Source organism: Crocosphaera sp. XPORK-15E (assembly GCF_034931425.1).
Taxonomy (GTDB): domain Bacteria; phylum Cyanobacteriota; class Cyanobacteriia; order Cyanobacteriales; family Microcystaceae; genus UHCC-0190.
Map to the genome: position 1 here is coordinate 1 of NZ_JAYGHQ010000024.1, position 23,079 is coordinate 23,079.

Genomic DNA, 23,079 nt, shown 5'->3' on the forward strand with positions numbered 1-23,079 from the left:
GCTTCATCCTGGCCATGGTTAGATCACCCGGGTTCGGGTCTACAAACTGTGACTATCGCCCTATTCAGGCTCGCTTTCACTTTGGCTTCGAGTTTTTGCTCTTAACCTGCCACAGCCTGTAAGTCGCCGGCTCATTCTTCAACAGGCACACGGTCAGACGTTTAATCGTCCTCCCATTGCTTGTAGGCTAACGGTTTCATGTTCTATTTCACTCCCCTTACTGGGGTTCTTTTCACCTTTCCCTCGCGGTACTGTTTCGCTATCGGTCACACAGGAGTATTTAGCCTTACGAGGTGGTCCTCGCTGATTCACACGGGATTTCACTTGCCCCGTGCTACTCGGGATTCAGCTAGGCTGTTTAAGTTTTCGACTACAGGACTTTCACCTCCTTTGGTGCAGTATTCAGCTGCTTCGTCTAACCGCTACAGTCCACGTTGCTGTCCCACGACCCCATCAACCTTAGTCGATGGTTTAGGCTTGTCCCTTTTCGCTCGCCGCTACTGGGGGAATCGCTTTTGCTTTCTCTTCCTCGGGTTACTAAGATGTTTCAGTTCACCCGGTTCGCTCGCGTTACCCTATAGATTCAGGTAACCGTACATAGGGTTGCCCCATTCGGAAACCTCCGGCTCAATGCTTGCTTCCAGCTCCCCGGAGCGTATCGTCGGTAACTACGTCCTTCTTCGCCTCTGTGTGCCTAGGTATCCACCGTTAGCCCTTTGTAGCTTGACCTTTTGGTCTTCATTTCTTGGACTTTGTTGACTCGTTATTCTGCAGTTTTCAAGGTACGGACTGGACAATGCTATCCAGCATTCTGTCTTTTACAAAACAAAGGTGCTGAATCTTTTTTGTCACTTCTTACAGTTTCAGGGGATTAATGGTGGGCCATCCTGGACTTGAACCAGGGACCTCACCCTTATCAGGGGTGCGCTCTAACCACCTGAGCTAATAGCCCATTATCCCGAACCTGTTCTTAGTTTGAAAGCTGATTACATTTCCCTTGCACGACCTTGGGATTGATTCAAGTTAAGGTTATTTTTTTATGACTCCAGACTTGCGCCTTTTGCCTTTTGCCTTTTACCTTGAATTAGGTCTCCCTAAAAGGAGGTGATCCAGCCACACCTTCCGGTACGGCTACCTTGTTACGACTTCACCCCAGTCACTAGCCCTGCCTTAGGAGTCCCCCCCCTCGAAAGGTTAGGGTAACTACTTCGGGCGTGACCAGCTTCCATGGTGTGACGGGCGGTGTGTACAAGGCCCGGGAACGAATTCACCGCAGTGTGCTGACCTGCGATTACTAGCGATTCCTCCTTCATGCAGGCGAGTTGCAGCCTGCAATCTGAACTGAGGCTGGGTTTGATGAGATTCGCTTTCTCTTGCGAGGTCGCTGCCCTTTGTCCCAACCATTGTAGTACGTGTGTAGCCCAGGGCGTAAGGGGCATGCTGACTTGACGTCATCCCCACCTTCCTCCGGTTTGTCACCGGCAGTCTCTCTAGAGTGCCCAACTTAATGATGGCAACTAAAAACGAGGGTTGCGCTCGTTGCGGGACTTAACCCAACATCTCACGACACGAGCTGACGACAGCCATGCACCACCTGTGTTCGCGCTCCCTAAGGCACTCTCAGCTTTCACCGAGATTCGCGACATGTCAAGCCCTGGTAAGGTTCTTCGCGTTGCATCGAATTAAACCACATACTCCACCGCTTGTGCGGGCCCCCGTCAATTCCTTTGAGTTTCACACTTGCGTGCGTACTCCCCAGGCGGGAAACTTAACGCGTTAGCTACGGCACGGCTCGGGTCGATACAAGCCACACCTAGTTTCCATCGTTTACAGCTAGGACTACAGGGGTATCTAATCCCTTTCGCTCCCCTAGCTTTCGTCCCTGAGTGTCAGTTTCGGTCCAGTAGCGCGCCTTCGCCACCGATGTTCTTCCCAATATCTACGCATTTCACCGCTACACTGGGAATTCCCGCTACCCCTACCGAACTCTAGTTCTCCAGTTTCCACTGCCTCTCCGGAGTTGAGCTCCAGTCTTTGACAGCAGACTTGAAAAACCACCTGCGGACGCTTTACGCCCAATAATTCCGGATAACGCTTGCATCCTCCGTATTACCGCGGCTGCTGGCACGGAGTTAGCCGATGCTTATTCCTTAGGTACCGTCATTTTGTTCTTCCCTAAGAAAAGAGGTTTACAACCCAAGAGCCTTCCTCCCTCACGCGGTATTGCTCCGTCAGGCTTTCGCCCATTGCGGAAAATTCCCCACTGCTGCCTCCCGTAGGAGTCTGGGCCGTGTCTCAGTCCCAGTGTGGCTGCTCATCCTCTCAGACCAGCTACTGATCGCCGCCTTGGTGGGCCTTTACCCCGCCAACTAGCTAATCAGACGCGAGCTCTTCTCCTGGCAATAAATCTTTCACCTTACGGCACATTCGGTATTAGCAGTCGTTTCCAACTGTTGTCCCCAACCAAGAGGTAGATTCTCACGCGTTACTCACCCGTCCGCCACTATGTCCGAAGACACCGTTCGACTTGCATGTGTTAGGCATACCGCCAGCGTTCATCCTGAGCCAGGATCAAACTCTCCATAGTGTTTGATTTGGCTACTCAGTTCTCTACTCTATATAATAGATATCAAGAAACTGATTTGTTTCTCCCTCGTACCCTAGACAACTAGGAACTAATGGAGTATAATTGCTTTAAACAACAAGGGGCTGTTAAACTTCAGCTTTCAAACTATAGATTTTTCTTGGTTCGGAGCGCGTCAGGCGTTTCCGCTTTCAACCGCGCATTTACAAATATAACCAATCTCCCAGGGATTGTCAACCCTTTTTTCAAAGTTTTTTTTGAGATTCCTTGAAATGCCCTCTAGTTGCACCTTTTGGGGTTTGACGATTCAGATCAACTTGATCGATATCATCGGTATTTCTTTTTTGATGGCTGGTGAAGCTCCTGCCAATCAAATTTACCCATTGACATACTTCTTAGGGGAAGATCGAAAACTCATGGTCGTATTTAGGCGATCAGGAAGAAACAGGGTGAAAAAATCATTACACAAGACAAGACTGTTGTTTGACGAGCTAGTTAATGAATTAACATAGAATTAAGCAAAAACCCATAAGACATATCCAATAGCCTCGATTTGCCCCTTAGCAGATCAGGGTTTGAGGTGCATTCTTGGAGATGTCTTCTGGATAATTATACTTATGGGTTTTATAATCTGGCCAAAAGTCCACTATACAGAACAGAATGAACACAGGAATTGACCTACAAGCAAGTTTTATCGAATCCCTGAAACAATTAGGGCTTTCTAGTGGGGTCGCAAAGGCTTTATGGATTCCTTTGCCCTCCTTTTTGATGATTATTGGAGCAACTGTTGGGGTGTTAGTCGTTGTTTGGTTAGAACGAAAAATCTCCGCCGCGGCCCAACAACGCATTGGCCCTGAATATGCTGGCCCTCTTGGGGTGTTACAACCTGTAGCCGATGGCATTAAATTGGTGTTTAAAGAGGACATTATCCCCGCGAAGGCCGATCCTTGGTTATTTACCTTGGGGCCCGTTTTAGTGGTATTACCTGTCTTTCTTTCCTATTTAATCGTCCCTTTTGGTCAAAATTTAATCATTACTGACCTCAATGTGGGAATTTTCCTCTGGATCGCTTTATCAAGTATTGCTCCTATTGGTTTATTAATGTCTGGCTATGCGTCTAATAATAAGTATTCCCTGTTAGGTGGCTTGCGGGCCGCGGCACAATCTATTAGTTATGAGATTCCCTTAGCCTTTGCTGTATTGGCGATCGTCCTGATGTCTAATAGTCTCAGCACCATTGATATTGTCCAACAACAAGCAGGTTACGGTATCTTAGGCTGGAATATTTGGCGGCAACCTGTAGGATTTTTGATCTTTTGGATCGCGGCTTTGGCAGAATGTGAGCGTCTTCCCTTTGATTTACCGGAAGCAGAAGAAGAAATTGTGGCCGGATACCAAACGGAATACGCGGGAATGAAGTTTGGCTTATTTTATGTGGGTTCTTACGTTAACTTAGTGTTATCTGCCCTCGTTTTTGCCGTCCTGTATTTGGGAGGTTGGGAATTTCCCGTTCCCCTAGATAAATTAGCAGGTTGGTTAGGGGTTAGTGAAACCAGTTCTTGGTTACAGGTGATTACGGCAGCTTTGGGCATTACCATGACCGTGCTTAAAGCCTATTTTCTCATCTTTATTGCCGTTCTCATGCGTTGGACAGTTCCCCGTGTGCGAATTGACCAATTGTTAGATTTAGGTTGGAAATTCCTCTTACCTGTTTCTCTTGTTAATCTATTATTAACTGCTGCCCTAAAATTAGCGTTTCCTGTGGCATTTGGTGGTTAATTATTCTCTGTTTGTTGTTAACGACTCACTCTGTTACCGTTATGTTCAAGATTCTCAAACAAGTCGGCGATTATGCCAAAGGGACAATTGAGGCGGCTAAGTATATCGGTGAAGGTTTATCTGTCACCTTCGATCATATGCGTCGTCGCCCCGTTACTGTACAATATCCTTACGAAAAGTTGATTCCCTCGGAAAGATATCGAGGCAGAATTCACTTTGAATTCGATAAGTGTATTTCTTGTGAAGTTTGTGTTCGAGTATGTCCTATTAATCTTCCTGTAGTAGATTGGGAATTTAATAAGGAAGTGAAAAAGAAAGAACTCAAACACTACAGTATTGATTTTGGAGTCTGTATTTTTTGTGGAAATTGTGTTGAATATTGTCCCACAAATTGTCTATCCATGACAGAAGAATATGAACTGGCAACCTATGATCGTCATGAGTTAAATTATGATAATGTTGCCCTCGGACGCTTACCCTATAAAGTGACTCAAGATCCTATGGTGACTCCCTTACGAGAGTTAGGATATTTACCCAAAGGGGTGCTTGATCCTCATGATTTACCCGCAGGAAGTCAACGATCAGGGAAACGTCCTGAAGAAATTATCGAAGATACGAAATCTTAAGGGCGAGATAGTTGATAGGGATTAACAATGACCCAAAGATTTTAGCTTGGAAATTGAACATAAATGCAACATCTAAAATCCTATGACCTATCAACTATTAACTATCAACTATCAACTAAAAAAAAGGAGCATCAAAGATAGTGAATTTGGCAGAAGGCGTTCAAGTGGTTTCTTTTGCAATTTTAGCCGGGTTAGTAATTGCTACTGCCTTGGGCGTTGTTTTACTCCCTAATATCGTTCATTCTGCTTTTTTATTAGGGGGAGTTTTTATCAGTATTTCGGGAATTTATATTCTCTTAAATGCTGATTTTGTGGCCGCGGCTCAAGTGTTAATTTATGTAGGAGCCGTCAATGTTTTAATCTTGTTTGCTATCATGTTGGTGAACAAAAAACAAGATTATTCAACTGTCCCCAGACGCTGGATACGCAAGGCAGCAACTGCCATAGTTTGTGGGGGCATTTTTGTCTTACTCGCTACCATGATTTTTATCACCCCTTGGTCAATTGAAACTAATGCACCAGGGATGATTGAAAATACAGTTGTGGAGATTGGAAAGCATTTCTTTAGTGATTTTCTCTTACCTTTTGAATTAGCTTCTGTCTTGTTATTAATGGCAATGGTAGGGGCAATTATTCTGGCTCGTCGTGACTTCATTCCTGATACTTTGCCCACCACTCAAGAAGGGGTAATTACATCTTTAACTTTACCAGAGCGTTTGACGGAATTGGAAGCAAGAGAGTTAACCGCTTCTAAATCTTCAGACTAAGAAAACCCTACATTTGTTGAGTGAAAACGAGGTATTATGCAAGTACAATTGGAGTTTTGTCTATTACTGGCTGCTGCTCTTTTCTGTATTGGAATTTATGGATTAGTGACCAGTCGTAATGCGGTTCGAGTGTTGATGTCCATTGAATTGTTATTAAATGCGGTAAATATTAATTTAATCGGATTTTCTAATTTTCTCGATCCGGTTGGCATTAAAGGTCAAGTTTTTACCGTATTTGTGATTACCGTTGCCGCAGCAGAAGCAGCAGTCGGTTTAGCTATTGTTTTGGCCATTTATCGTAACCGAGAAACAACGGACATGGAGCAATTTAATTTGCTAAAATGGTAAGCGGCTGAGAAATTTTTACCCTCTTTTTTCCCGATGAGATTCATTTCGTCGGGTTATTTTTTTGCGTTGAGGAGTACGAGATTTAGTCTTTTTTTGAGAACTTTTGATTGCAGTTCCCAGGCGATCGCTGATACTATGACTCATGGCCCCTAATTCTAACCCAACCCAAACAGCGATCGCTTCTAAACCATAGTCAGTTGTTACTAAAGTCAGGGTATTATAACTAAAAGTTTGCCAATTCCAAGGAAACCCCCAAAATAGTTGGGCGATCGCAACCCCAAATATAGCCAGAATCATTACAATAATTGATAGGTAAGCCACTCTAAGCAGAGTTCCCACAAAAAAACCATGAGAGAAAAAAGAACGATGTTTGAGACAGGAGCGATAGGGTAGCCAAATCCAGCGAATAATTCCCCATCGTTTATATTGAAGGGAGTGAATATCGAGATCTGGGCCAAACATCAACCCACTGAACAAATAAGCCCCGCTAAACCAAAGAATTAAGTCAAAGCGACGGGTGAAGATATATCCTACCAAAGCGAGGCCAGGTAAGCTTAAAACCGTAATGCGATCGTGGGTGCGACCAGAAGGCATAAAAAAAATTTTGTATTTTGAGCAAGATGTGTTATCTTAGTAAAACATGAGTGAGGGCGATTAGCTCAGTGGTAGAGCTCCTGCCTTACAAGCAGGCTGTCACTGGTTCAAGTCCAGTATCGCCCATAATTATAGATAAAAGCGACCCAAATCTGTCATTAGTTACAGATTTGGGTCTTTCAAATATTGAAAAAAGTTATGAAAAAGGCATAACAGTAAAATCTTCTGACTTAGAAATTTTTGAGCAATTCTGGCAATTGGATGAAAATTTGTCCAAATGGGACGTGACTATTATTCCGCCGTGATTGGTATATTATTTAAACGCAAGTCCCAAAAGCCTTTTTGTACGGGGAAGTTAGTTAGCGGACATTGTCCGCTAACTAACTCTCTATTTAAGAAATCCAGATTTTTGGAGAGTTAAGGGGAATGAAACGCTTTTGGTCATAATTAATTGACTTTTTGGGATTTAAATGATAGATTATTTGATATTTTTAAGATTTACCTATTTCTCTGATCGCGGTGAAAAAATCAATGTCTACTATGCCTGTAAGCCGTCAAATTCGTTATTTTAAAGAGAGTCGAGAAAATTGGAAAGAGAGAGCTTTAGAAAAACAAGAACAATTAAGATTTTTCTCTCAAAAAATTGATGATTTAACTAGGAGTCGGGATAAGACGATGGACTTGACATCTGATCTCATTAAACAAGCTCTTGAAACGGTTCGTTGTCGTGATCTATCTGAATGGATAAATGAAATTTTTGGACAATCTATGCTCTCTAAACGAAAAGCTGTCTTTGACCGCTCTTTTGACGACATGAAAGTTGCCTGAAAAAAGCTCGGCACAGTAGGTTGATTTCCATCAGCCTACTTCTCTACTCAAACAAGTATGGATCAATTTATTATTCAAGAAAATAACGAAAACGAAGTTTTCTCGTTAGGAATCTCCCGTTTGGAAAACGGGAGAGCGTCAATCAGCAGCTTGGTTTTTATTGGATTTTGTTTAATCGATCGCCCATTGTTGAGGGTTAAAAGCGGAATATCCAGCAAAAGCCCCGTTATCCAGGCGATAGCCTTAAACGGGGCTTTTAGGGGATTCATAGTAGAATGGAGCCGAGCAGAGTCGAACTGCTGTCCAGACTGGGTATTGACTTCCCGCTCATTCACAGGTTTAGTCTTTCTAATCCTCAAGACGGGAACCGTTCCTTATCCCGAACGGTGGGATTCTCTAGTAAAGTCTTTACTTAATAGCCAACCAGAGGTAGCTAGTAAGTGCATCCGTTGGGGGTTACCTCTAATACTTAACGGAGTCACATTAGAAGTAAGCGCACTCTAAGAAAGAGTTTTTTAGGCAGCTACTGCCACGCGCTTGAAGTTTACGATGTTGTTCGCAGTTACTTTTTTGTTTGAGCCTTTGATTTTCGAGAGGAGACTCACTCTCGACCTGAATCACGAATCAGCTTTCGCCAACCTGTCGAAGCCGTTGCGGCCCCTTGTGTTCTATTTACATTATAAACGCCATTTCAAATTTTGGCAACGTTACAAATCGATAAGATTTTGCTTTGAGGAGAGAGCGATCGCCGTAAACTAATTAAGCTAGTCGTTATGTATTGATGCTTATGTTTCCCATTAATCGTCCTCGTCGTTTGCGTCAAAAGCCCCAATTACGCCGCATGGTGCGCGAAACTATCCTGACTCCTAATGATCTAATTTACCCTTTATTTGCGGTTCCTGGCAACAGTGTAGCCAAAGAGGTGAAGTCTATGCCTGGGGTTTATCAGCTATCGGTTGATAAGATTGTAGATGAGGCTAAAGAAGTCTATGATCTGGGTATTCCTGCCATTATTCTGTTTGGTATTCCTGAAGATAAGGATATTGAAGCAACAGGGGCCTGGCATGATCATGGCATTGTACAAAAAGCCACTACAGCCGTTAAACAAGCGGTTCCCGATTTAGTGGTTATCGTGGATACTTGTTTATGTGAGTACACGAGTCATGGTCACTGTGGCTATTTAGAAACAGGTGACTTGACTGGACGGGTACTTAATGATCCTACCTTAGAATTGTTGAAAAAAACGGCTGTTTCTCAAGCGAATGCCGGGGCTGATATAATTGCACCATCGGGTATGATGGATGGGTTTGTACAGGCTATTCGAGAAGGTTTAGATGAGTGGGGATTTGAAGATATTCCGATTCTTTCTTATGCTGCTAAATATGCCTCAGCTTATTATGGCCCATTTCGAGATGCTGCGGATTCTTCTCCTCAATTTGGCGATCGCAGGACTTATCAAATGGACCCTGGAAATGCCAGAGAAGCGTTAAAAGAGGTTGATTTAGACATCTCTGAAGGGGCGGATATGTTGATGGTTAAACCTGCTTTATCTTACATGGATATTATTTGGCGGGTCAAGGAAATGACGGATCTTCCTGTGGCTGCTTATAATGTTTCTGGAGAGTATTCTATGGTGAAAGCTGCGGCCTTAAATGGTTGGATAGATGAGAAAAAAGTTACCTTAGAAACTTTAACCAGTTTTAAACGGGCCGGGGCTGATTTAATCTTAACTTATCATGCTAAAGATGCTGTCCGTTGGTTACAGGAAGGAGGGTTAGGATAGGTTTTTTCTTGTTTTTTAGAGCATCTATTTACAATTTTAGGTAGATGCTCTTTTTTTGAATATTGTAGGGTGGGCAATATTACTAGAGCGTATCTTAAACTAATCTAAGATAAAATAAATATATAATCTAACATCAGGACATTATCTTTATGGATAGAATCACAGAAGCACTTCTTAAAACTTTCAAAGATGAGCAGTCTCTAGAACAAAATATAGATGAATCTGTCCTATTTGAGCATTTTGCTAATTATTGTATTGTGTCTAAGGAATACAATGACTCTTTTTCCTTGGATGATATTCATGTCGGGGGGGGACAGGATCAATCAATAGATGGTATAGCTATTATTGCTAATGGTAATTTAATTTCTTCATATCAAGAAATTGAAGATTTATCCCAATCTAATAAATATTTAGATGTCTCATTTATTCTAATTCAATCGAAAAGAAGTGGTAATTTTGATTTTGGCGATATAGCTAAATTTTTATTAGGATCAAAAGATTTTTTTGATAGCAGAAATAACAGACTCAACAACAATAAAATTGAGAATAAGACAGAGATAAAAGAGTATATTTATAACAAATGTGCTTTGTTTAAAAATACAAACCCGATTTGTAAGTTATACTATGTTACCACAGGAAAATGGGTTGAAGATCCTACTCTGAATAACAAAATTAAATCTCTCAAAGAAACTATTGAGGATCTCAATATATTTTCAGTAGTAGATTTTATAGCAATTGATGCTAAAGCACTACAAACTTTATATCGTTCTGCAAATAATAAAATTGCCAAACAAATAAATTTTGAAAAGTATCTTCCATTACCTCAGATAAAAAATGTTGGAGAAGCTTATATTGGAATTCTTTCTGCAAAAGAATATCTAAAATTGATTACAGATGATTTGGGTAATATTATTAAAGGACTATTTTATGATAATATCAGAGACTTTCAAGGTGATGATAATGATGTGAATGAAGAAATTGCTGAAACTGTCAAATCTAACAATGAACATGATGCTTTTGTGTTATACAATAATGGGATTACAATAGTTACAGAAACCTGTAATCTATCTGGAACAATAATGACAATTGAAGATTATCAGATTGTAAATGGTTGTCAAACAAGTTATGTACTATATCATAATCGTGATTTAATTACTGACTCTTTATGTATACCTATTAAAATAATTAGATTAAAAAATAGCGAAATTAAAAATCATATTATTAAATCTAATAATCGACAAACACCTGTTAGCATTGAACAATTAAAAGCGATTGAATTTCAAAAACAATTAGAAGAATATTATAAAGCTTTGCCAGAAGATAGAAGACTTTATTATGAGAGAAGATCAAAGCAATATCACGGAGAAAATGGAATCGAAAAGATTAGAATTGTAGATGTTACTTTACAAATGAGATGTTTTGCTTCTATGTTTCTTGAACAGGCTCATAATGCAGGTAGATATCGTACAAACTTATTAAAAGAGATACAGAGTAAAATCTTTCAATCCTCCCATCATCCTATTGGATACTATGTTAGTTGTTATGGACTGTTTCAGTTAAATTCGCTATTTAGAAAAAATAAAATAGATAGCAAATATAAACCATTCAAATATCATTTACTTAATATTTTCAGAATACAGGTATCGGGTTTTAATAAGCCTGATTTAACCGCTAACCAATTTGTTAAATATTGCGAAAAAATGGAAAAAAATTTAACGAATGAGGAGAGTTGTGTTGAAGCGTTTATAAAGTCTACCGATATCATTGATCAGGTGATTAATGATAAATATGAAGGTGAATATGATCGTGCCATTGCTAAAACTGTATCTTTTTCTAATGCCATTAAAGATCAACTTCGACAGAATAATTGATGTTCAAGTATTAGTAATAGATGGTGGGCAATGTAATCTTAATTTTTCAGAAAATCATTAATGTTTAAAAAATTGCCCACCCTACCAGTTTCCATTAAAGTAACCCTGCATTTTCAAAAATCTGTTGAGGAGTTAAACTTAAATTAGGTAATAAATTATCAGCCAAACTATCATTACCTTGTTTTGTTTGTGGAGGTGAGTCAGGATAAAAAACAGTAATTTTTTTTACTTGTGTATCAATTAACCAAACCCGATCAACCCCTGCTTTTAAATAAGCTTCTGCTTTCTCACTAAGCTCACTAAAAGATTGACCAGGAGAAATAACTTCAATAGCTAAATCAGGAGGAATGGGACAAGCATCATCTTCTAAAATAATCTCTCCTAATTTCTCAAAAGATACATATAATAAATCAGGAATAGGACACCAATCTTTTCCATTTCGTTTTAAACGAATAGCCCATTCTATGCCAACTTCTCCTTTCTTTTGACTCCAATCTTCGAGAAGCAACAATAATTGACCTTGAACACGGGAATGAGAGCGTTTGGGTGACATTTTTTGAATTAATTCTCCATCAAAAAATTCGTAATTTTCATTAGCTAAGGGAGAGGAAAGAAACTCATCTAAGGTAAGAGAAGTTTGGGTTAAAGATGCCATAAAATAATCCACTAATAAAGATTTATTTTTTAGTTTATCTCATCCCCCACCAATTTTGACGATAAAGATGTCACAATGAAACATAGACATTAATCATCTAGACTATCTCTATGGATTATCTTATAGCTGTTGTCAGCGATCGCATTCAAGCAGAAGAAGCTTATACTGCCTTAGAAAAAGCTGGCATTCCCACTAATCAAATTAGCATCTTAGGAAAAGGATACAAAACCGCCGATGAATTCGGATTCATTGACCCTGGACAACAAGCGAAAAAACGCGCTATCTTAATGGCATATTGGCTCGTTCCCTTCGGATTTATTGGCGGCTATACCTTTGATTTGATTACAGAAGTCAATAGTTTTGATTGGGCAGTCGAACCCTTTAATCATATTTTAGGGGGCGTTGCTGGTGCCATTGGTGGGGCAATGGGCAGCTTTTTTGTTGGGGGTACTGCCGGGTTATCCGTTGGCAGTGATGACGCTTTGCCCTACCGAAATCGTCTTGATGAGGGAAAATATATTATCGTGGTACGAGGAACAACCAGCATTAAAAACAAAGCAACGGAAATTCTTCGTCCTTTAAACCCCGAAAACCTCCAAGGTTACAGTCAATCTGCTGTTTAATTTTAGACTTAATAATGTTGCCAAGAGAAACACTGCTAAAAGGAATCGAAAACCGCGAAGAAATTGCCCAAATTATTGATAAAGCAGAAACAGCTATCAAAACTTGGGAAGTGGTGGTTAGTGATTTTTTGTCCCCTCCTGTTGTTGCAGAAGTGCAAAACGCCTTCAAAAAATTGACTGAGGTGGAAATTTTGGTCTGGGGAGGTTATCCTCAAGCAGAAAGGCAGCGCATAGGTATAGCCCGCTCTGAAATACCCCTAGAACAGTCTCAAATTCGCCTAGCTGCCCTAGATATCGCGGGAAACTTCCTTTTTGACCCCGCGACCCATCGAGACTTCTTAGGGGCGATTTTAGGCACAGGTATCGTTAGGGAAAAAATTGGGGATATTATTGTTTTGGGGGAACGGGGAGGACAGGTGATCGTTGTCCCCGAATTGGTGGAATTCCTCGAAACTAGCTTAAATCAAGTGCGATCGGTTCCTGTGAAGACTCAACCGATGGAACTGAGTGAGTTGAAAATTCGTCCCCCCAAAACCAAGGAAATGACAACGGTTGAAGCATCTATGCGGTTAGATGCGATCGCTTCCGCGGGGTTTGGGATGTCTCGTAGTAAAATGGCTGATGCGATCAGTTCGGGAGATGTGCGGGTAAATTGGAAGGACATCACTCAAGCGAGTTACAATGTGCAACAGGGAGATTTAATCACAGTGCGCGGAAAAGGACGCTTAGAGGTGGGAGAAGTCGCTGTTACTAAAAAAGAACGTTATCGCATCCAATTAACGCGATTTCAATAAATTTTGGCTAAACAATTGGAAAGTCAAGTCAACATTATTAAGTTATGAAACGTTGACTTGACTTTTTTATCTAATTTTTTGTAACTTTAGATACAGAAACTATTTATGTTTTTTGTATCTACGAGGTTGGTAGTCAGCCTTTTAAGGCTAAAGCCTTCACTACAAACTTATTTTATCGGTTGAGAAGGAGGGTGATATGGTACAAGTTAAGACAGCTACAGGTAATAATAGGGTGCGTTGGTGTTCTCCCTTTTTAAATAATACAAAAAACCCGCCTAAATTAGAAGCAAATATGTGGGTTAGTTTGTTTAATCCTTTGACAGATTTTTGTTACGATGAAGCAATCTTATTATGTCAAAATTCAGAGACGGAATGGGTTATTTGGATACCTGATCATGGGGAAGCAAAGATTACCATTGAAGAATTTTGTCTTATGGCATAAAGATCAACTATCATTAACGTAGGGTGGGCAATGCCTACCTTATTTTTCGTTTAAATTAAATGATAATTCTAAATCATCTTTATGATAGTTCGACAACCTCCTATTGCTACTGATAGAATAAAATTGTATAGTATAAGATAGGACAATAAATGCTATTCAAAAATGCTAAAAATATTTGTGGATCGTGGTGGTACTTTTACGGACATAGTTGCCGTTGTCAATGATTCAAAAATCATCAATAAATTATCTCGAAAAGCCGAACAATTTTTAATTGTACCTTTACCTAATGAACAATGGATAATTGTCTATAAATTACTTTCAGAAAATCCTGAACGCTATCAAGATGCTGTTATTCAAGGAATCAGAGACATCTTAGGTATTTCTGATAATCAACCCATTCCTACAGAGAAGATAGAAGTAGTAAAAATGGGGACAACTGTTGCTACAAATGCCCTATTAGAAAGAAAAGGTGATCGCACTGTTTTATTAATAACTAAAGGCTTTAAAGATGCGCTGAGAATTGGTTATCAAAACCGTCCTAATATTTTCGCTCGTCAGATAATTTTACCCTCAATGTTGTATGAATCAGTTATTGAAGTAGAAGAAAGATATGACACTAATGGCAATGAATTAATTCCAGTTAATTTAGAACAAGTTAGAGAAGATTTACAAACAATTTATAATCAAGGTATAAGAAGTTGTGCCATTGTTTTAATGCACAGTTACCGCTACCCAAAACACGAAAATCAGGTCGCTCAAATTGCTCAAGAAATTGGCTTTACTCAAATCTCAATTTCTCACCTAGTTAGTCCCTTAATGAAACTGGTTTCTAGAGGAGATACTACTGTAGTTGATGCTTATTTATCCCCAATTTTAAGACGGTATGTTGACCAAGTTTCTGCACAGTTACCCAACACAAGATTGATGTTTATGAAATCAGATGGGGGGTTAATTGATGCTCATAAATTTCAAGGAAAAGATAGTATTTTATCGGGGCCAGCAGGGGGAATAGTTGGGGCAGTCCAAACAAGTTTAAGAGCAGGTTTTAAACAAATTATAACCTTTGATATGGGGGGAACTAGCACTGATGTAGCTCATTTTAAAGGTGAATATGAGCGACAATTAGATAATGAAATCGCTGGCGCAAGAATGCGGGTTCCCGTATTAAGTATTCACACCGTTGCTGCAGGTGGTGGTTCAATTTTATGCTTTGATGGAGCGAGTTTCAAAGTAGGGCCAAACTCCGCAGGTGCTAACCCTGGCCCTGCTTGTTACCGTCGCGGTGGCCCATTAACCGTGACAGATGCTAATGTAATGTTAGGTAAAATTCGTCCTCAATATTTCCCCCATATTTTCGGTAAAGATGGCAATTTACCATTGGATAAAGAGATAGTTAACCAGAAATTTATAGAACTTTCTCAAGAAATTTATCAAGCTACAGATAATCAAAATAGTCCTGAAATAATCGCCGCAGGATTCATTAAAATAGCTGTCGAAAATATGGCTAATGCTATTAAGAAAATTAGCTTACAACGGGGTTATGATGTGACTCATTATGCCTTATGTACTTTCGGGGGTGCAGGGGGTCAAGTAGCTTGTTTAATTGCGGATACATTGGGAATTAAAACGGTATTTCTCCATCCTTATGCGGGAGGTTTAAGTGCTTATGGAATGGGTTTAGCTGATATTCGAGTAATTAAAGAAAGTGCCATCGAAAAACCCTTAAATCAAGACTTAATTACTGATTTACAAGAAGTCATTAATAAGTTAAAAAATCAAGCGAGAAATGAACTTGATTTAGATGAGTCTATCAAAGGGGAAAAAGTTGTCCCAAAAGTCAGTTTAAAATATCAAGGTACTAACTCAACTTTATTAGTAGATTTTGCTGATAATGTTGCTATAATGCAGCAAAAATTTGAGGAAGAACATCAATTACGCTACGGGTTTATTCAATCTCAAAAGATGCTTATAGTTGAATCAGTTTCTGTAGAAATAATTCAAATGATGGAGACTCCAGAAGAACCTTTAATGACTCGTATTCGTCCTTTAAATGAGTTACCTAACCCCATAGAAACTGTACAAGTGTTTACTGAAAATAAATGGCAAGATACCCCAATTTATCAACGGGAAGATTTACAACCTCAAGATATAATTAAGGGGCCAGCTATTATTGTTGAAAAAATTAGCACTATTATGGTTGAACCTAACTGGAAAGCAAGATTAACTGATTATAACCATTTGATTGTAGAACGGGACTAATGTTAGCCAAGAATTTCTTCCAATCTAACAATACTTGAAATTGAACATTAATCTGATAAAATGAGTTTATATTCCTCTACAATCGCCATATAATTACGGATTGTTATATGAATCAATTTGCCTCGTCAGTTCCAACATTTGACTCAATGCTTTTGCCTACGATTGAGACGCTACAAATTTTGGGTGGGTCTGGTACAAACAAGGAGATTTATGAGAAAGTAGTGGAACTTCTCAACATACCCGATAATGTGCTTGAAATTACACATGGCAGTACATCACAAAGTGAGGTTGAATATAGACTTGCCTGGAGTCGAACTTATCTAAAAAAATACGGACTCTTACAGAATTCAGCACGCGGTGTATGGTCTTTAGTTTCAACCTCTATTAATGTCAATGATCTAGATGTAAAAGAGATTGTTAAGACGGTTCAAGATGCTGACCTATATACAATAATAAATAATGATGATTTTGAGTATCACAAATTATCTGTGTTTCTATTGGGCTGTTTTGAGGATGTTTATCAGCATAATTTTTAATAATATTTGTAATTAATTGTTGATAGGTGAGGGTTTCCATAAGATAATTTCTCCTTTTTGGGGATTAACAATAATTAATTTAATAGAGTAATTTTCAATCACTTTTTGAATAAAGGTATCTTGAAAAAAGTTATTATAAATATCATCAGGAATAGCCAAATATAAAGTTCTCTCAGGTTCAAACTCCTCTAATGCTAATGGACAACATCTTTAGCAGACATAAAGACATTAAATATCAGTTACAGTAGACCCTATAATAAATATAACATAATTAAAGCAATATAATTCTATAATTGTAGAAAAATTTAGTCCAATTGTAGTTGAATGTAAGTGGAAAATGCGATTAACTAAATATCATCCTTTAATTTCATAACCAGAAAATGTACAACTTATCTAAACCAGACCCCATTTATCTCGAAATCTTCAAAAATCTCTATCAGTTTATTGCCGAACAAATGGGAATTACCCTACAAAATACAGCATCTTCTGTTAATATTAAAGAACGCCTTGATTTTTCCTGTGCGATCTTCGATCAACAAGGCTTATTAGTGGCTAATGCACCTCATATTCCTGTCCATTTAGGGAGTATGAGTGAGAGTATTAAAAGTCTCATTCAAGATAAGGGAAATATCCTACAACCTGGTGATGTTTATCTGTCTAATAATCCCTATAATGGAGGAACTCACTTACCTGATGTAACCGCTATTACTCCGGTTTTTGATGATAGTAATCGGCACATTTTGTTCTATGTTGCTTCTCGCGGACATCAGGCTGATATTGGAGGAATTACCCCAGGTTCTATGCCTCCCCATTCTACCTCAATTTTAGAAGAAGGTATCTTATTTGATAACTTTTTATTGGTTAAAAAAGGACAGTTTAGAGAACAAGAATTAAGGGAAGTTTTAGCGAACAATCCTTATCCAGCAAGAAATACAGAACAAAATATTGCTGATTTTCAGGCACAAATTGCTGCCAATGAAAAGGGAGTACAAGAACTGCATAAAATGGTTTTAAACTACGGTTTAGAAACTGTTCAATCTTATATGAAGTTTGTTCAAGATAATGCAGAAGAATGTGTCAAAAAAGCGATTGATGTGTTAACAGATGGAGAATTTACTTATACAATGGATCAGGGCGCAACAGTCAAGGTTAAAGTTACTATTGATAGTCAAAACCGCAGCGCGACTATTGATTTTACCGGAACTTCTCCCCAACTCAATAGTAACTTTAATGCCCCTAAAGCTGTTACTCAAGCGGCTGTTTTATATGTCTTTCGTACCTTAGTTGATGATAATATTCCTCTCAATGCTGGCTGTCTTAAACCCCTTCATTTAATCATTCCTGAAGGCTGTATGCTTAACCCTAAATATCCGGCTGCTGTTGTAGCAGGAAATGTAGAAACATCCCAGGTTATTGTTGATGCTTTGTATGGGGCTTTAGGTGTTTTGGCCGCGTCTCAAGGAACCATGAACAATTTCACTTTTGGTAACGAAAAATATCAATATTATGAGACAATTTGTGGGGGTTCTGGTGCAGGAATTAACTTTAATGGAACTGATGCAGTTCATACCCACATGACCAACTCTCGATTAACTGATCCCGAAGTTTTAGAATTTCGTTATCCGGTGTTAGTTGAAGAATTTAAAATTCGTGAAAATAGTGGAGGAAAAGGTCAATATTCTGGTGGTAATGGTGTTATTAGAAAGATTAAATTTTTAGAACCCATGACAGCTAATATTTTGTCTGGACATCGCATAATTCCACCTTTTGGGTTGGCAGGAGGGGAACCTGGAAAAGTCGGCAAAAATTGGGTTAAACGTCATGATGGAACAGAAGAAATTGTAGAAAGTACCGCAACAGTAGAAATGGAATCTGATGATACTTTTATCATAGAAACTCCTGGAAGTGGAGGCTTTGGGTTAATATCCTAGGGGTCAAAAGTAGTTGACTCCTACCTCGTTAAATAATTAACCATAAAGCGAGTCCAAAGAAGGGAATAAATCTTAACTGACGCTGTTGATTATTAGGGGGTATAACTGCCCCCATTAATATCATTTGAAAGATTGCAAATAAGACTAAATCTACGGAAAAAGCAATCACCACACGGCTACTGTTTAACTGTGTGATAAAATATTCTATTCTTTGGGCTAAATCTCCAAATTCTGGACGACCAATAAATATCCATACAATAGCTATTGTACCAATTATTAACCCTGTCCAACCAAATAAACGGTCTAAAAGTCCCTTTTTATGGTCTTCTATTTCTTGGGGAATAGGTTGATTAAACCGTAATGCCATATAAGGACAAAGAAATACATTTGTAAGAAACATTGCCATACTCCAAAGGGCAAGTTTTGGAAAATTTCTGATACGTTTATCTGCTAATAATAAAGGAAGAAACATAAATATCCAAGCTTCGGCAAAGTTAAATTGTGCTTCTATTATTGGATGAACAATAGGAGATTCCATGAGATGAATTCCTGCTATATTTAAGAGGGGTAAAATAAAGAAAAAATTGATAGATTCATTAATCACTTCTTTAATGGTTTCTGGTTGAACTGCCCAAAAAGGTTCCCCAGGTAAGATATAATTAGGAGCAGAACAGAGTAAAATATAAATGTAAGTTCCTGAAAGTAACCATAAAAAAGTTGAAAGTATTGGTTGTCTTTTTTCTGTTGTAGAATCTTGTTTAAGAAATCTTCTAATTAAGGGAGTAACTAAACGAATAATAAAAAAGGATGCTTTACCTGGTTTAAGCGGGGGTTCAACAATATCTCTGGCAAAAATAAGTTTTCCTGTGGTTTCAGAAATACGATAAAAGCTAACACCTCTGCCATTAGGGATAGGAATATTATCTAATTCAACGTGCCATAATACCCCAACTTTAAAAGGATCTCCTGTGGTAATTTCATCAATCACAAACTTAAAATCATCAGGCACATTTTCACAAGATTCTTTAAAGAGATTTCTAACCGCTTTTTTCCCTTCAAAAGCTTGAGAAAAGTTAACATCTTGATAAATACAATCTTGATCTACCCATTCTGTTGCTTTCTCAATATCTCGGTTATTAATCGCTTGATAAATGGATTCGATGACTTCTTTAGCTGATTTTTTCATTAGTTTTTAAGTCAACATAGTTTAATTATTTGTGTTTTTCATTGTAGCAAAAAATAACAAAAATAAAATTAACTTGATTTTATTTCTAAATTACCCATCATGCCTAAATCTTCATGATCCAAAATATGACAATGATAAGCTGTTTTTCCAGTAAAATCTTTAAAAGCAATTCTAATGCGTACAGTTTCTCCTCGACGAACTAAAACTGTATCTTTCCAAGTCTTATAAGGTTCAGGAATACCATTACGACTAATGATTTGAAATTTATTAATATGAACATGAAAAGGATGATCCATGACCCCAGTATTAATTAATTCCCAATCTTCAACGGTATTTAAAGTTACTTTAGTTTGAATGTAATCTTCTTGATAAGGTTCTCCATTAATTAAAAATGCCATTCCCATCCCAGGAAACATCCCATGATTGAGTTCAAATTGTCTTACTTTTTGGGGTTCTGGTAAAGAAGAAATTGGTATTAATTGAGTCGGCAAATTGATCGGATTAACTGATGAATCATAATTAATTGTTGCTAAAATTATCGGTTTTTGATTATTAGAAAAGTGACCGCTTCTATTGCCCATCATTCCTCCCATTCGTCCCATTCCGCCCATCATACCCATTGAACCTCGATTATAAGGTAGACTCCGTAAGACATATTTACCAGGGATTTGATCGCCTTTAATTAATACTTCAACTCGTTCACCTGGGGTTAATAATAATTCCGATAATTCCACAGGTTTCTCTAAACTAGCACCATCATTAGCAATCAGATAAAAAGGATGATTTTCTAAAGATAATTGATAAAATCGAGAGGAAGAAGCATTAAGAATGCGTAACCTTAATAACCCATTTTTAGGAATAGAGAATGAAGGATTAATTTGACCATTAACGGTAATAATATTTCCTTCTCGTCCCATCATTAAAGGCATTTGGTTTGACGGAAATAGATTTCCTTCGTCATCTAAGGCGAAATCTTGTAAGACCAAAAATTCTTCTTTTGCTGCCTTAATTTCTGGGATTTCATCTAATTGGCCTCGAATCACAAATAAACCTGCTAATCCTCCTGATACTTGTTCGGCTGTTAACCCGTGTAAGTGGGGATGATACCAAGCAATTCCTGATAATTGATTAGGAGAAATTTCAAATTCATAGGTGATTTTTTCTTTGGGTTTAATATGCAGAAAAATGTTATCTCCTTTTCCAGTTGGGGGAATATGTAAACCATGATAATGTAAATTAGTGGGTTGAGAAAGATTATTAACGAAATGAATACGGACTTTATCCCCTGGTTTTGCTTCTAAACGAGGCCCTGGTATTTGTCCATTATAAGTTAATAAATAAGCATTATTTCCTCCTAATTTAATTGTTTGATAATTAGCTTCTAAGGTTGTTTCTAATAAGCCATTTTTACTAACAATTAATTTCTGTGAATCTAAAGAATCATTTGTTTTTATTACAGAAAATTGCTCAGATTTAATTCTTTGAAAAATTTGATGAGATGCTAAAGCGATTCCCGCAGTAGCTGTGCTTATAATAATAAACTGACGGCGATTCATTTGATAGATATTAATATTTTTCATGGTTAAGTATCCTTGATTTTAAGTATAGAGATGCTGTACTCAACATCTCTACAGAAGGCAAATATTTAGTAAGTCTGATGTTCTTGGAATACCTCTACTTCCCCTGTTTTATTAAAGGCAAAAACAGCAAATGGTTGTTTTTTATCTCCTGCTTCCATTCCAGGGGTTCCTAATGGCATTCCTGGGACAGATAAGCCAATCATATTAGGTTTTTCTTTGAGAAAACGTTTAATATCATCAGCAGGAATATGACCTTCCATCACATAGCCATCAATAATAGCAGTATGACAAGATTCTAAGTCAGAAGTAATCTGATATTTCTGTTTAATACTTGCCATATCATCTGTTTTAATATCCTTAATTTTAAACCCATGTTTTTCAGCGTGTTCTACCCAAATACCACAACAACCACAAGAAGGACTGCGATAAACAGTCATTTCTTTGTTACCATTGTAGGACTCATTAATTCTATCCCAATTACTCGCTAAAATGATAGATTTAGGTTGATAATTAGCGATTTCTTTTTCCCCTGTACCTTGGGTTAAATAAGCAGTTCCTATCACACCCGCAATAGCAATACCTAAAATGATTGGTAACATCAATTTAGAAAAAGATTTAAACATTATGAAAGATTCCCAAGATAATTGTCTTCTTCTATCTTAGCTTTTAATTAGGAAATTTGCCTAACTCTCTTGATGGTTAACTGTAGTCGGGGTAATTCATGAATTACCCCGATAAAAGACTTTTTTTCTCAATAATATTCGATAAACAGATTCAGGTTTATTAAGAGTCGCAATTTCTCGTTCTGTCTTAATAGGAAACGGATTTTCTTCTAACCAAGTCTCTTGATGTTGTTGTTCAAAACAAGAATTAACCAAAAAATGCTCAGCCATTTCTCTCGCTACTTCTTCAACATCTGATTGTAAAAAAATTATGCTATTATCCGCTAAATAATCAGCGATCGCCTTCACTAAACTAGGTTGAACAACTCGTCTTTTTTTATGACTGGTTTTAAACCAAGGATCGGGAAATTGAATGCTTACCCATTGTAATAAACCAGGAGGAAAAGATTGTAATAAAGGTTCAATAGAGAGATTGATTTGACAGAATAGAAAATGAAGATTAGACATTCCCAAGCGATCACGTTGTTCATTCGCTTCTATCACTAAAGGTTCTCGAATTTCCACCCCCAAAAAATTAATCTCAGGATAAAGAGAGGCCATATTTAACAAAAATTTACCTCTCCCACAACCAATGTCTAAATGAAGGGGCTGCTGTAAACAAGGATAAATTTGCCCCCAATCTGGTATGCTCAAAGGTTGATGGTATTTACGACTCAAGGGGTTAACGTGTTGACGGACACGAACTCTTGCCAAGATCAATATCTCCTCGATAAAAGTAGGGTGGGCATTGCCCACCTTACTATATGATAATGAAGTATATCGTAACTTGTAATATTTATTTTCAAAAAATTCTGATTATAATCTTTTTTTCTTTTTATCTATATAGTCTTTAACCAATTCTGCTAATTTTTCGACTTCAGATTTTCCTTCCAAGGCACATAAACCGGCAAAAGCTTTCCTTTCTTCTGCTGTTAAATAGTTATGAGAAGATGAACTAGATTTTTGTCTGGTATCGGCTACTGATTGACTGGGTTTAACCTCAAAAAGAGTTTCTAAATCTTGTTTATAACCATTCAATTTTTCTAAAAAATTATTGTTAAAACTCATAAGATTTTCTGTCCTAATTATGTTTGGATGTTTACCTTTTTAATATTATAAACGAACTTGTGTCATTATGCTTGTTAACTTTATTTAAACAACAAGCTGTATTTTTACGGAAATCAAACCCAAAAAGTAACTAAAATACTATAAGCAAGAAAGAAAGTAAACT

The 23,079-nt window shown here is 38.0% G+C and carries 20 protein-coding genes, 2 tRNA genes, 2 rRNA genes, 1 other RNA gene and 2 pseudogenes; 14 read left to right on the top strand and 13 right to left on the bottom strand.

Going from position 1 to position 23,079, the window contains the following annotated elements; genetic code table 11:
• From VB691_RS22030 to VB691_RS22040, 3 genes are all read right to left on the bottom strand, one after another.
• Positions 1 to 729: ribosomal RNA gene (locus VB691_RS22030) — 23S ribosomal RNA — on the bottom strand; the annotation flags it as partial.
• Positions 730 to 875: 146 nt separating this feature from the next.
• Positions 876 to 952 (bottom strand) — tRNA-Ile (locus tag VB691_RS22035).
• Between the two features lie 145 nt (positions 953 to 1,097).
• Positions 1,098 to 2,587 (bottom strand): 16S ribosomal RNA (locus tag VB691_RS22040).
• A gap of 657 nt (positions 2,588 to 3,244) precedes the next feature.
• Here VB691_RS22040 and nuoH point away from each other — a divergent pair.
• From nuoH to nuoK, 4 genes are all read left to right on the top strand, one after another.
• Positions 3,245 to 4,363, top strand: coding sequence for an NADH-quinone oxidoreductase subunit NuoH (gene nuoH / locus VB691_RS22045; RefSeq protein WP_323293685.1), 1,119 nt, complete (start codon positions 3,245 to 3,247; stop codon positions 4,361 to 4,363).
• A 41-nt stretch (positions 4,364 to 4,404) separates the two neighbouring features.
• Positions 4,405 to 4,989, top strand: a complete 585-nt coding sequence (ndhI, locus tag VB691_RS22050) for an NAD(P)H-quinone oxidoreductase subunit I (protein WP_323293686.1) — start codon at positions 4,405 to 4,407, stop codon at positions 4,987 to 4,989.
• Between the two features lie 140 nt (positions 4,990 to 5,129).
• Positions 5,130 to 5,756, top strand: a complete 627-nt coding sequence (locus VB691_RS22055; RefSeq protein ID WP_323293687.1) for an NADH-quinone oxidoreductase subunit J — start codon at positions 5,130 to 5,132, stop codon at positions 5,754 to 5,756.
• A gap of 36 nt (positions 5,757 to 5,792) precedes the next feature.
• The gene (gene nuoK, locus VB691_RS22060; protein ID WP_323293688.1) at positions 5,793 to 6,104 is read left to right on the top strand and encodes an NADH-quinone oxidoreductase subunit NuoK; all 312 of its coding nucleotides are present in this window, start codon (positions 5,793 to 5,795) and stop codon (positions 6,102 to 6,104) included.
• 15 nt (positions 6,105 to 6,119) lie between these two features.
• On the opposite strand, the gene VB691_RS22065 is transcribed toward nuoK, so the two are convergent.
• Complete coding sequence (locus VB691_RS22065; RefSeq protein WP_323293689.1) at positions 6,120 to 6,698, bottom strand: metal-binding protein; 579 nt, start codon at positions 6,696 to 6,698, stop codon at positions 6,120 to 6,122.
• A 54-nt stretch (positions 6,699 to 6,752) separates the two neighbouring features.
• On the opposite strand from VB691_RS22065, the gene VB691_RS22070 reads away from it, so the two are divergent.
• Both VB691_RS22070 and VB691_RS22075 read left to right on the top strand, forming a co-directional pair.
• A tRNA-Val gene (locus VB691_RS22070) sits at positions 6,753 to 6,824 on the top strand.
• Between the two features lie 405 nt (positions 6,825 to 7,229).
• A complete protein-coding gene (locus tag VB691_RS22075) occupies positions 7,230 to 7,526 on the top strand; it encodes a hypothetical protein (RefSeq protein WP_323293690.1) in 297 nt (98 codons plus the stop codon).
• 273 nt (positions 7,527 to 7,799) lie between these two features.
• Here VB691_RS22075 and ssrA read toward each other — a convergent pair.
• Positions 7,800 to 8,187, bottom strand: a transfer-messenger RNA (tmRNA) gene (gene ssrA / locus VB691_RS22080).
• A 126-nt stretch (positions 8,188 to 8,313) separates the two neighbouring features.
• Between ssrA and hemB the strand changes: the two genes are divergently transcribed.
• Positions 8,314 to 9,309 (top strand): porphobilinogen synthase, encoded by a 996-nt coding sequence (hemB, locus tag VB691_RS22085; protein ID WP_323293691.1) that lies wholly within the window; start codon positions 8,314 to 8,316, stop codon positions 9,307 to 9,309.
• A gap of 149 nt (positions 9,310 to 9,458) precedes the next feature.
• Complete coding sequence (locus VB691_RS22090; RefSeq protein WP_323293692.1) at positions 9,459 to 11,180, top strand: AIPR family protein; 1,722 nt, start codon at positions 9,459 to 9,461, stop codon at positions 11,178 to 11,180.
• 94 nt (positions 11,181 to 11,274) lie between these two features.
• Here the strand turns inward: VB691_RS22090 and VB691_RS22095 are convergent, their stop codons facing one another.
• The gene (locus VB691_RS22095; protein ID WP_323293693.1) at positions 11,275 to 11,835 is read right to left on the bottom strand and encodes a Uma2 family endonuclease; all 561 of its coding nucleotides are present in this window, start codon (positions 11,833 to 11,835) and stop codon (positions 11,275 to 11,277) included.
• A gap of 110 nt (positions 11,836 to 11,945) precedes the next feature.
• Between VB691_RS22095 and VB691_RS22100 the strand changes: the two genes are divergently transcribed.
• From VB691_RS22100 to VB691_RS22120, 5 genes and pseudogenes are all read left to right on the top strand, one after another.
• Entirely contained in the window at positions 11,946 to 12,458 is a 513-nt protein-coding gene (locus tag VB691_RS22100) for a hypothetical protein (protein ID WP_323293694.1), read from the top strand.
• A gap of 14 nt (positions 12,459 to 12,472) precedes the next feature.
• A complete protein-coding gene (locus VB691_RS22105; RefSeq protein ID WP_323293695.1) occupies positions 12,473 to 13,252 on the top strand; it encodes a photosystem II S4 domain protein in 780 nt (259 codons plus the stop codon).
• Positions 13,253 to 13,448: 196 nt separating this feature from the next.
• The gene (locus VB691_RS22110) at positions 13,449 to 13,694 is read left to right on the top strand and encodes a hypothetical protein (RefSeq protein ID WP_323293696.1); all 246 of its coding nucleotides are present in this window, start codon (positions 13,449 to 13,451) and stop codon (positions 13,692 to 13,694) included.
• Between the two features lie 162 nt (positions 13,695 to 13,856).
• Complete coding sequence (locus tag VB691_RS22115) at positions 13,857 to 15,953, top strand: hydantoinase/oxoprolinase family protein (protein ID WP_323293697.1); 2,097 nt, start codon at positions 13,857 to 13,859, stop codon at positions 15,951 to 15,953.
• A 146-nt stretch (positions 15,954 to 16,099) separates the two neighbouring features.
• Positions 16,100 to 16,312, top strand: a pseudogene (locus VB691_RS22120) (winged helix-turn-helix domain-containing protein); the annotation flags it as partial.
• Positions 16,313 to 16,370: 58 nt separating this feature from the next.
• On the opposite strand, the gene VB691_RS22125 reads toward VB691_RS22120, so the two are convergent.
• Together VB691_RS22125 and VB691_RS22130 are read right to left on the bottom strand one after the other, a co-directional pair.
• Positions 16,371 to 16,529: an element excision factor XisI family protein gene (locus VB691_RS22125; protein WP_323293698.1), complete on the bottom strand. Its 159-nt coding sequence runs from the start codon at positions 16,527 to 16,529 to the stop codon at positions 16,371 to 16,373.
• A pseudogene (locus VB691_RS22130) lies at positions 16,502 to 16,675 on the bottom strand (element excision factor XisH family protein); the annotation flags it as partial. The pseudogene VB691_RS22130 and the gene VB691_RS22125, both read right to left, overlap by 28 nt.
• Before the next feature lie 194 nt (positions 16,676 to 16,869).
• Here VB691_RS22130 and VB691_RS22135 point away from each other — a divergent pair.
• Positions 16,870 to 18,420, top strand: coding sequence for a hydantoinase B/oxoprolinase family protein (locus VB691_RS22135; RefSeq protein WP_323293699.1), 1,551 nt, complete (start codon positions 16,870 to 16,872; stop codon positions 18,418 to 18,420).
• 28 nt (positions 18,421 to 18,448) lie between these two features.
• On the opposite strand, the gene VB691_RS22140 is transcribed toward VB691_RS22135, so the two are convergent.
• The 5 genes from VB691_RS22140 to VB691_RS22160 form a co-directional block, all read right to left on the bottom strand.
• Positions 18,449 to 19,606: a nuclear transport factor 2 family protein gene (locus VB691_RS22140; protein WP_323293700.1), complete on the bottom strand. Its 1,158-nt coding sequence runs from the start codon at positions 19,604 to 19,606 to the stop codon at positions 18,449 to 18,451.
• Between the two features lie 68 nt (positions 19,607 to 19,674).
• Positions 19,675 to 21,186: a multicopper oxidase family protein gene (locus VB691_RS22145; protein WP_323293701.1), complete on the bottom strand. Its 1,512-nt coding sequence runs from the start codon at positions 21,184 to 21,186 to the stop codon at positions 19,675 to 19,677.
• Between the two features lie 65 nt (positions 21,187 to 21,251).
• Entirely contained in the window at positions 21,252 to 21,809 is a 558-nt protein-coding gene (locus tag VB691_RS22150) for a DUF411 domain-containing protein (protein WP_323293702.1), read from the bottom strand.
• Positions 21,810 to 21,905: 96 nt separating this feature from the next.
• The gene (gene trmB / locus VB691_RS22155) at positions 21,906 to 22,562 is read right to left on the bottom strand and encodes a tRNA (guanosine(46)-N7)-methyltransferase TrmB (protein ID WP_323293703.1); all 657 of its coding nucleotides are present in this window, start codon (positions 22,560 to 22,562) and stop codon (positions 21,906 to 21,908) included.
• 102 nt (positions 22,563 to 22,664) lie between these two features.
• Positions 22,665 to 22,916 carry a hypothetical protein gene (locus VB691_RS22160; protein WP_323293704.1) on the bottom strand — a complete coding sequence of 84 codons (252 nt, stop codon included), beginning with the start codon at positions 22,914 to 22,916 and terminating at the stop codon, positions 22,665 to 22,667.
• Positions 22,917 to 23,079 lie beyond the last annotated feature (163 nt).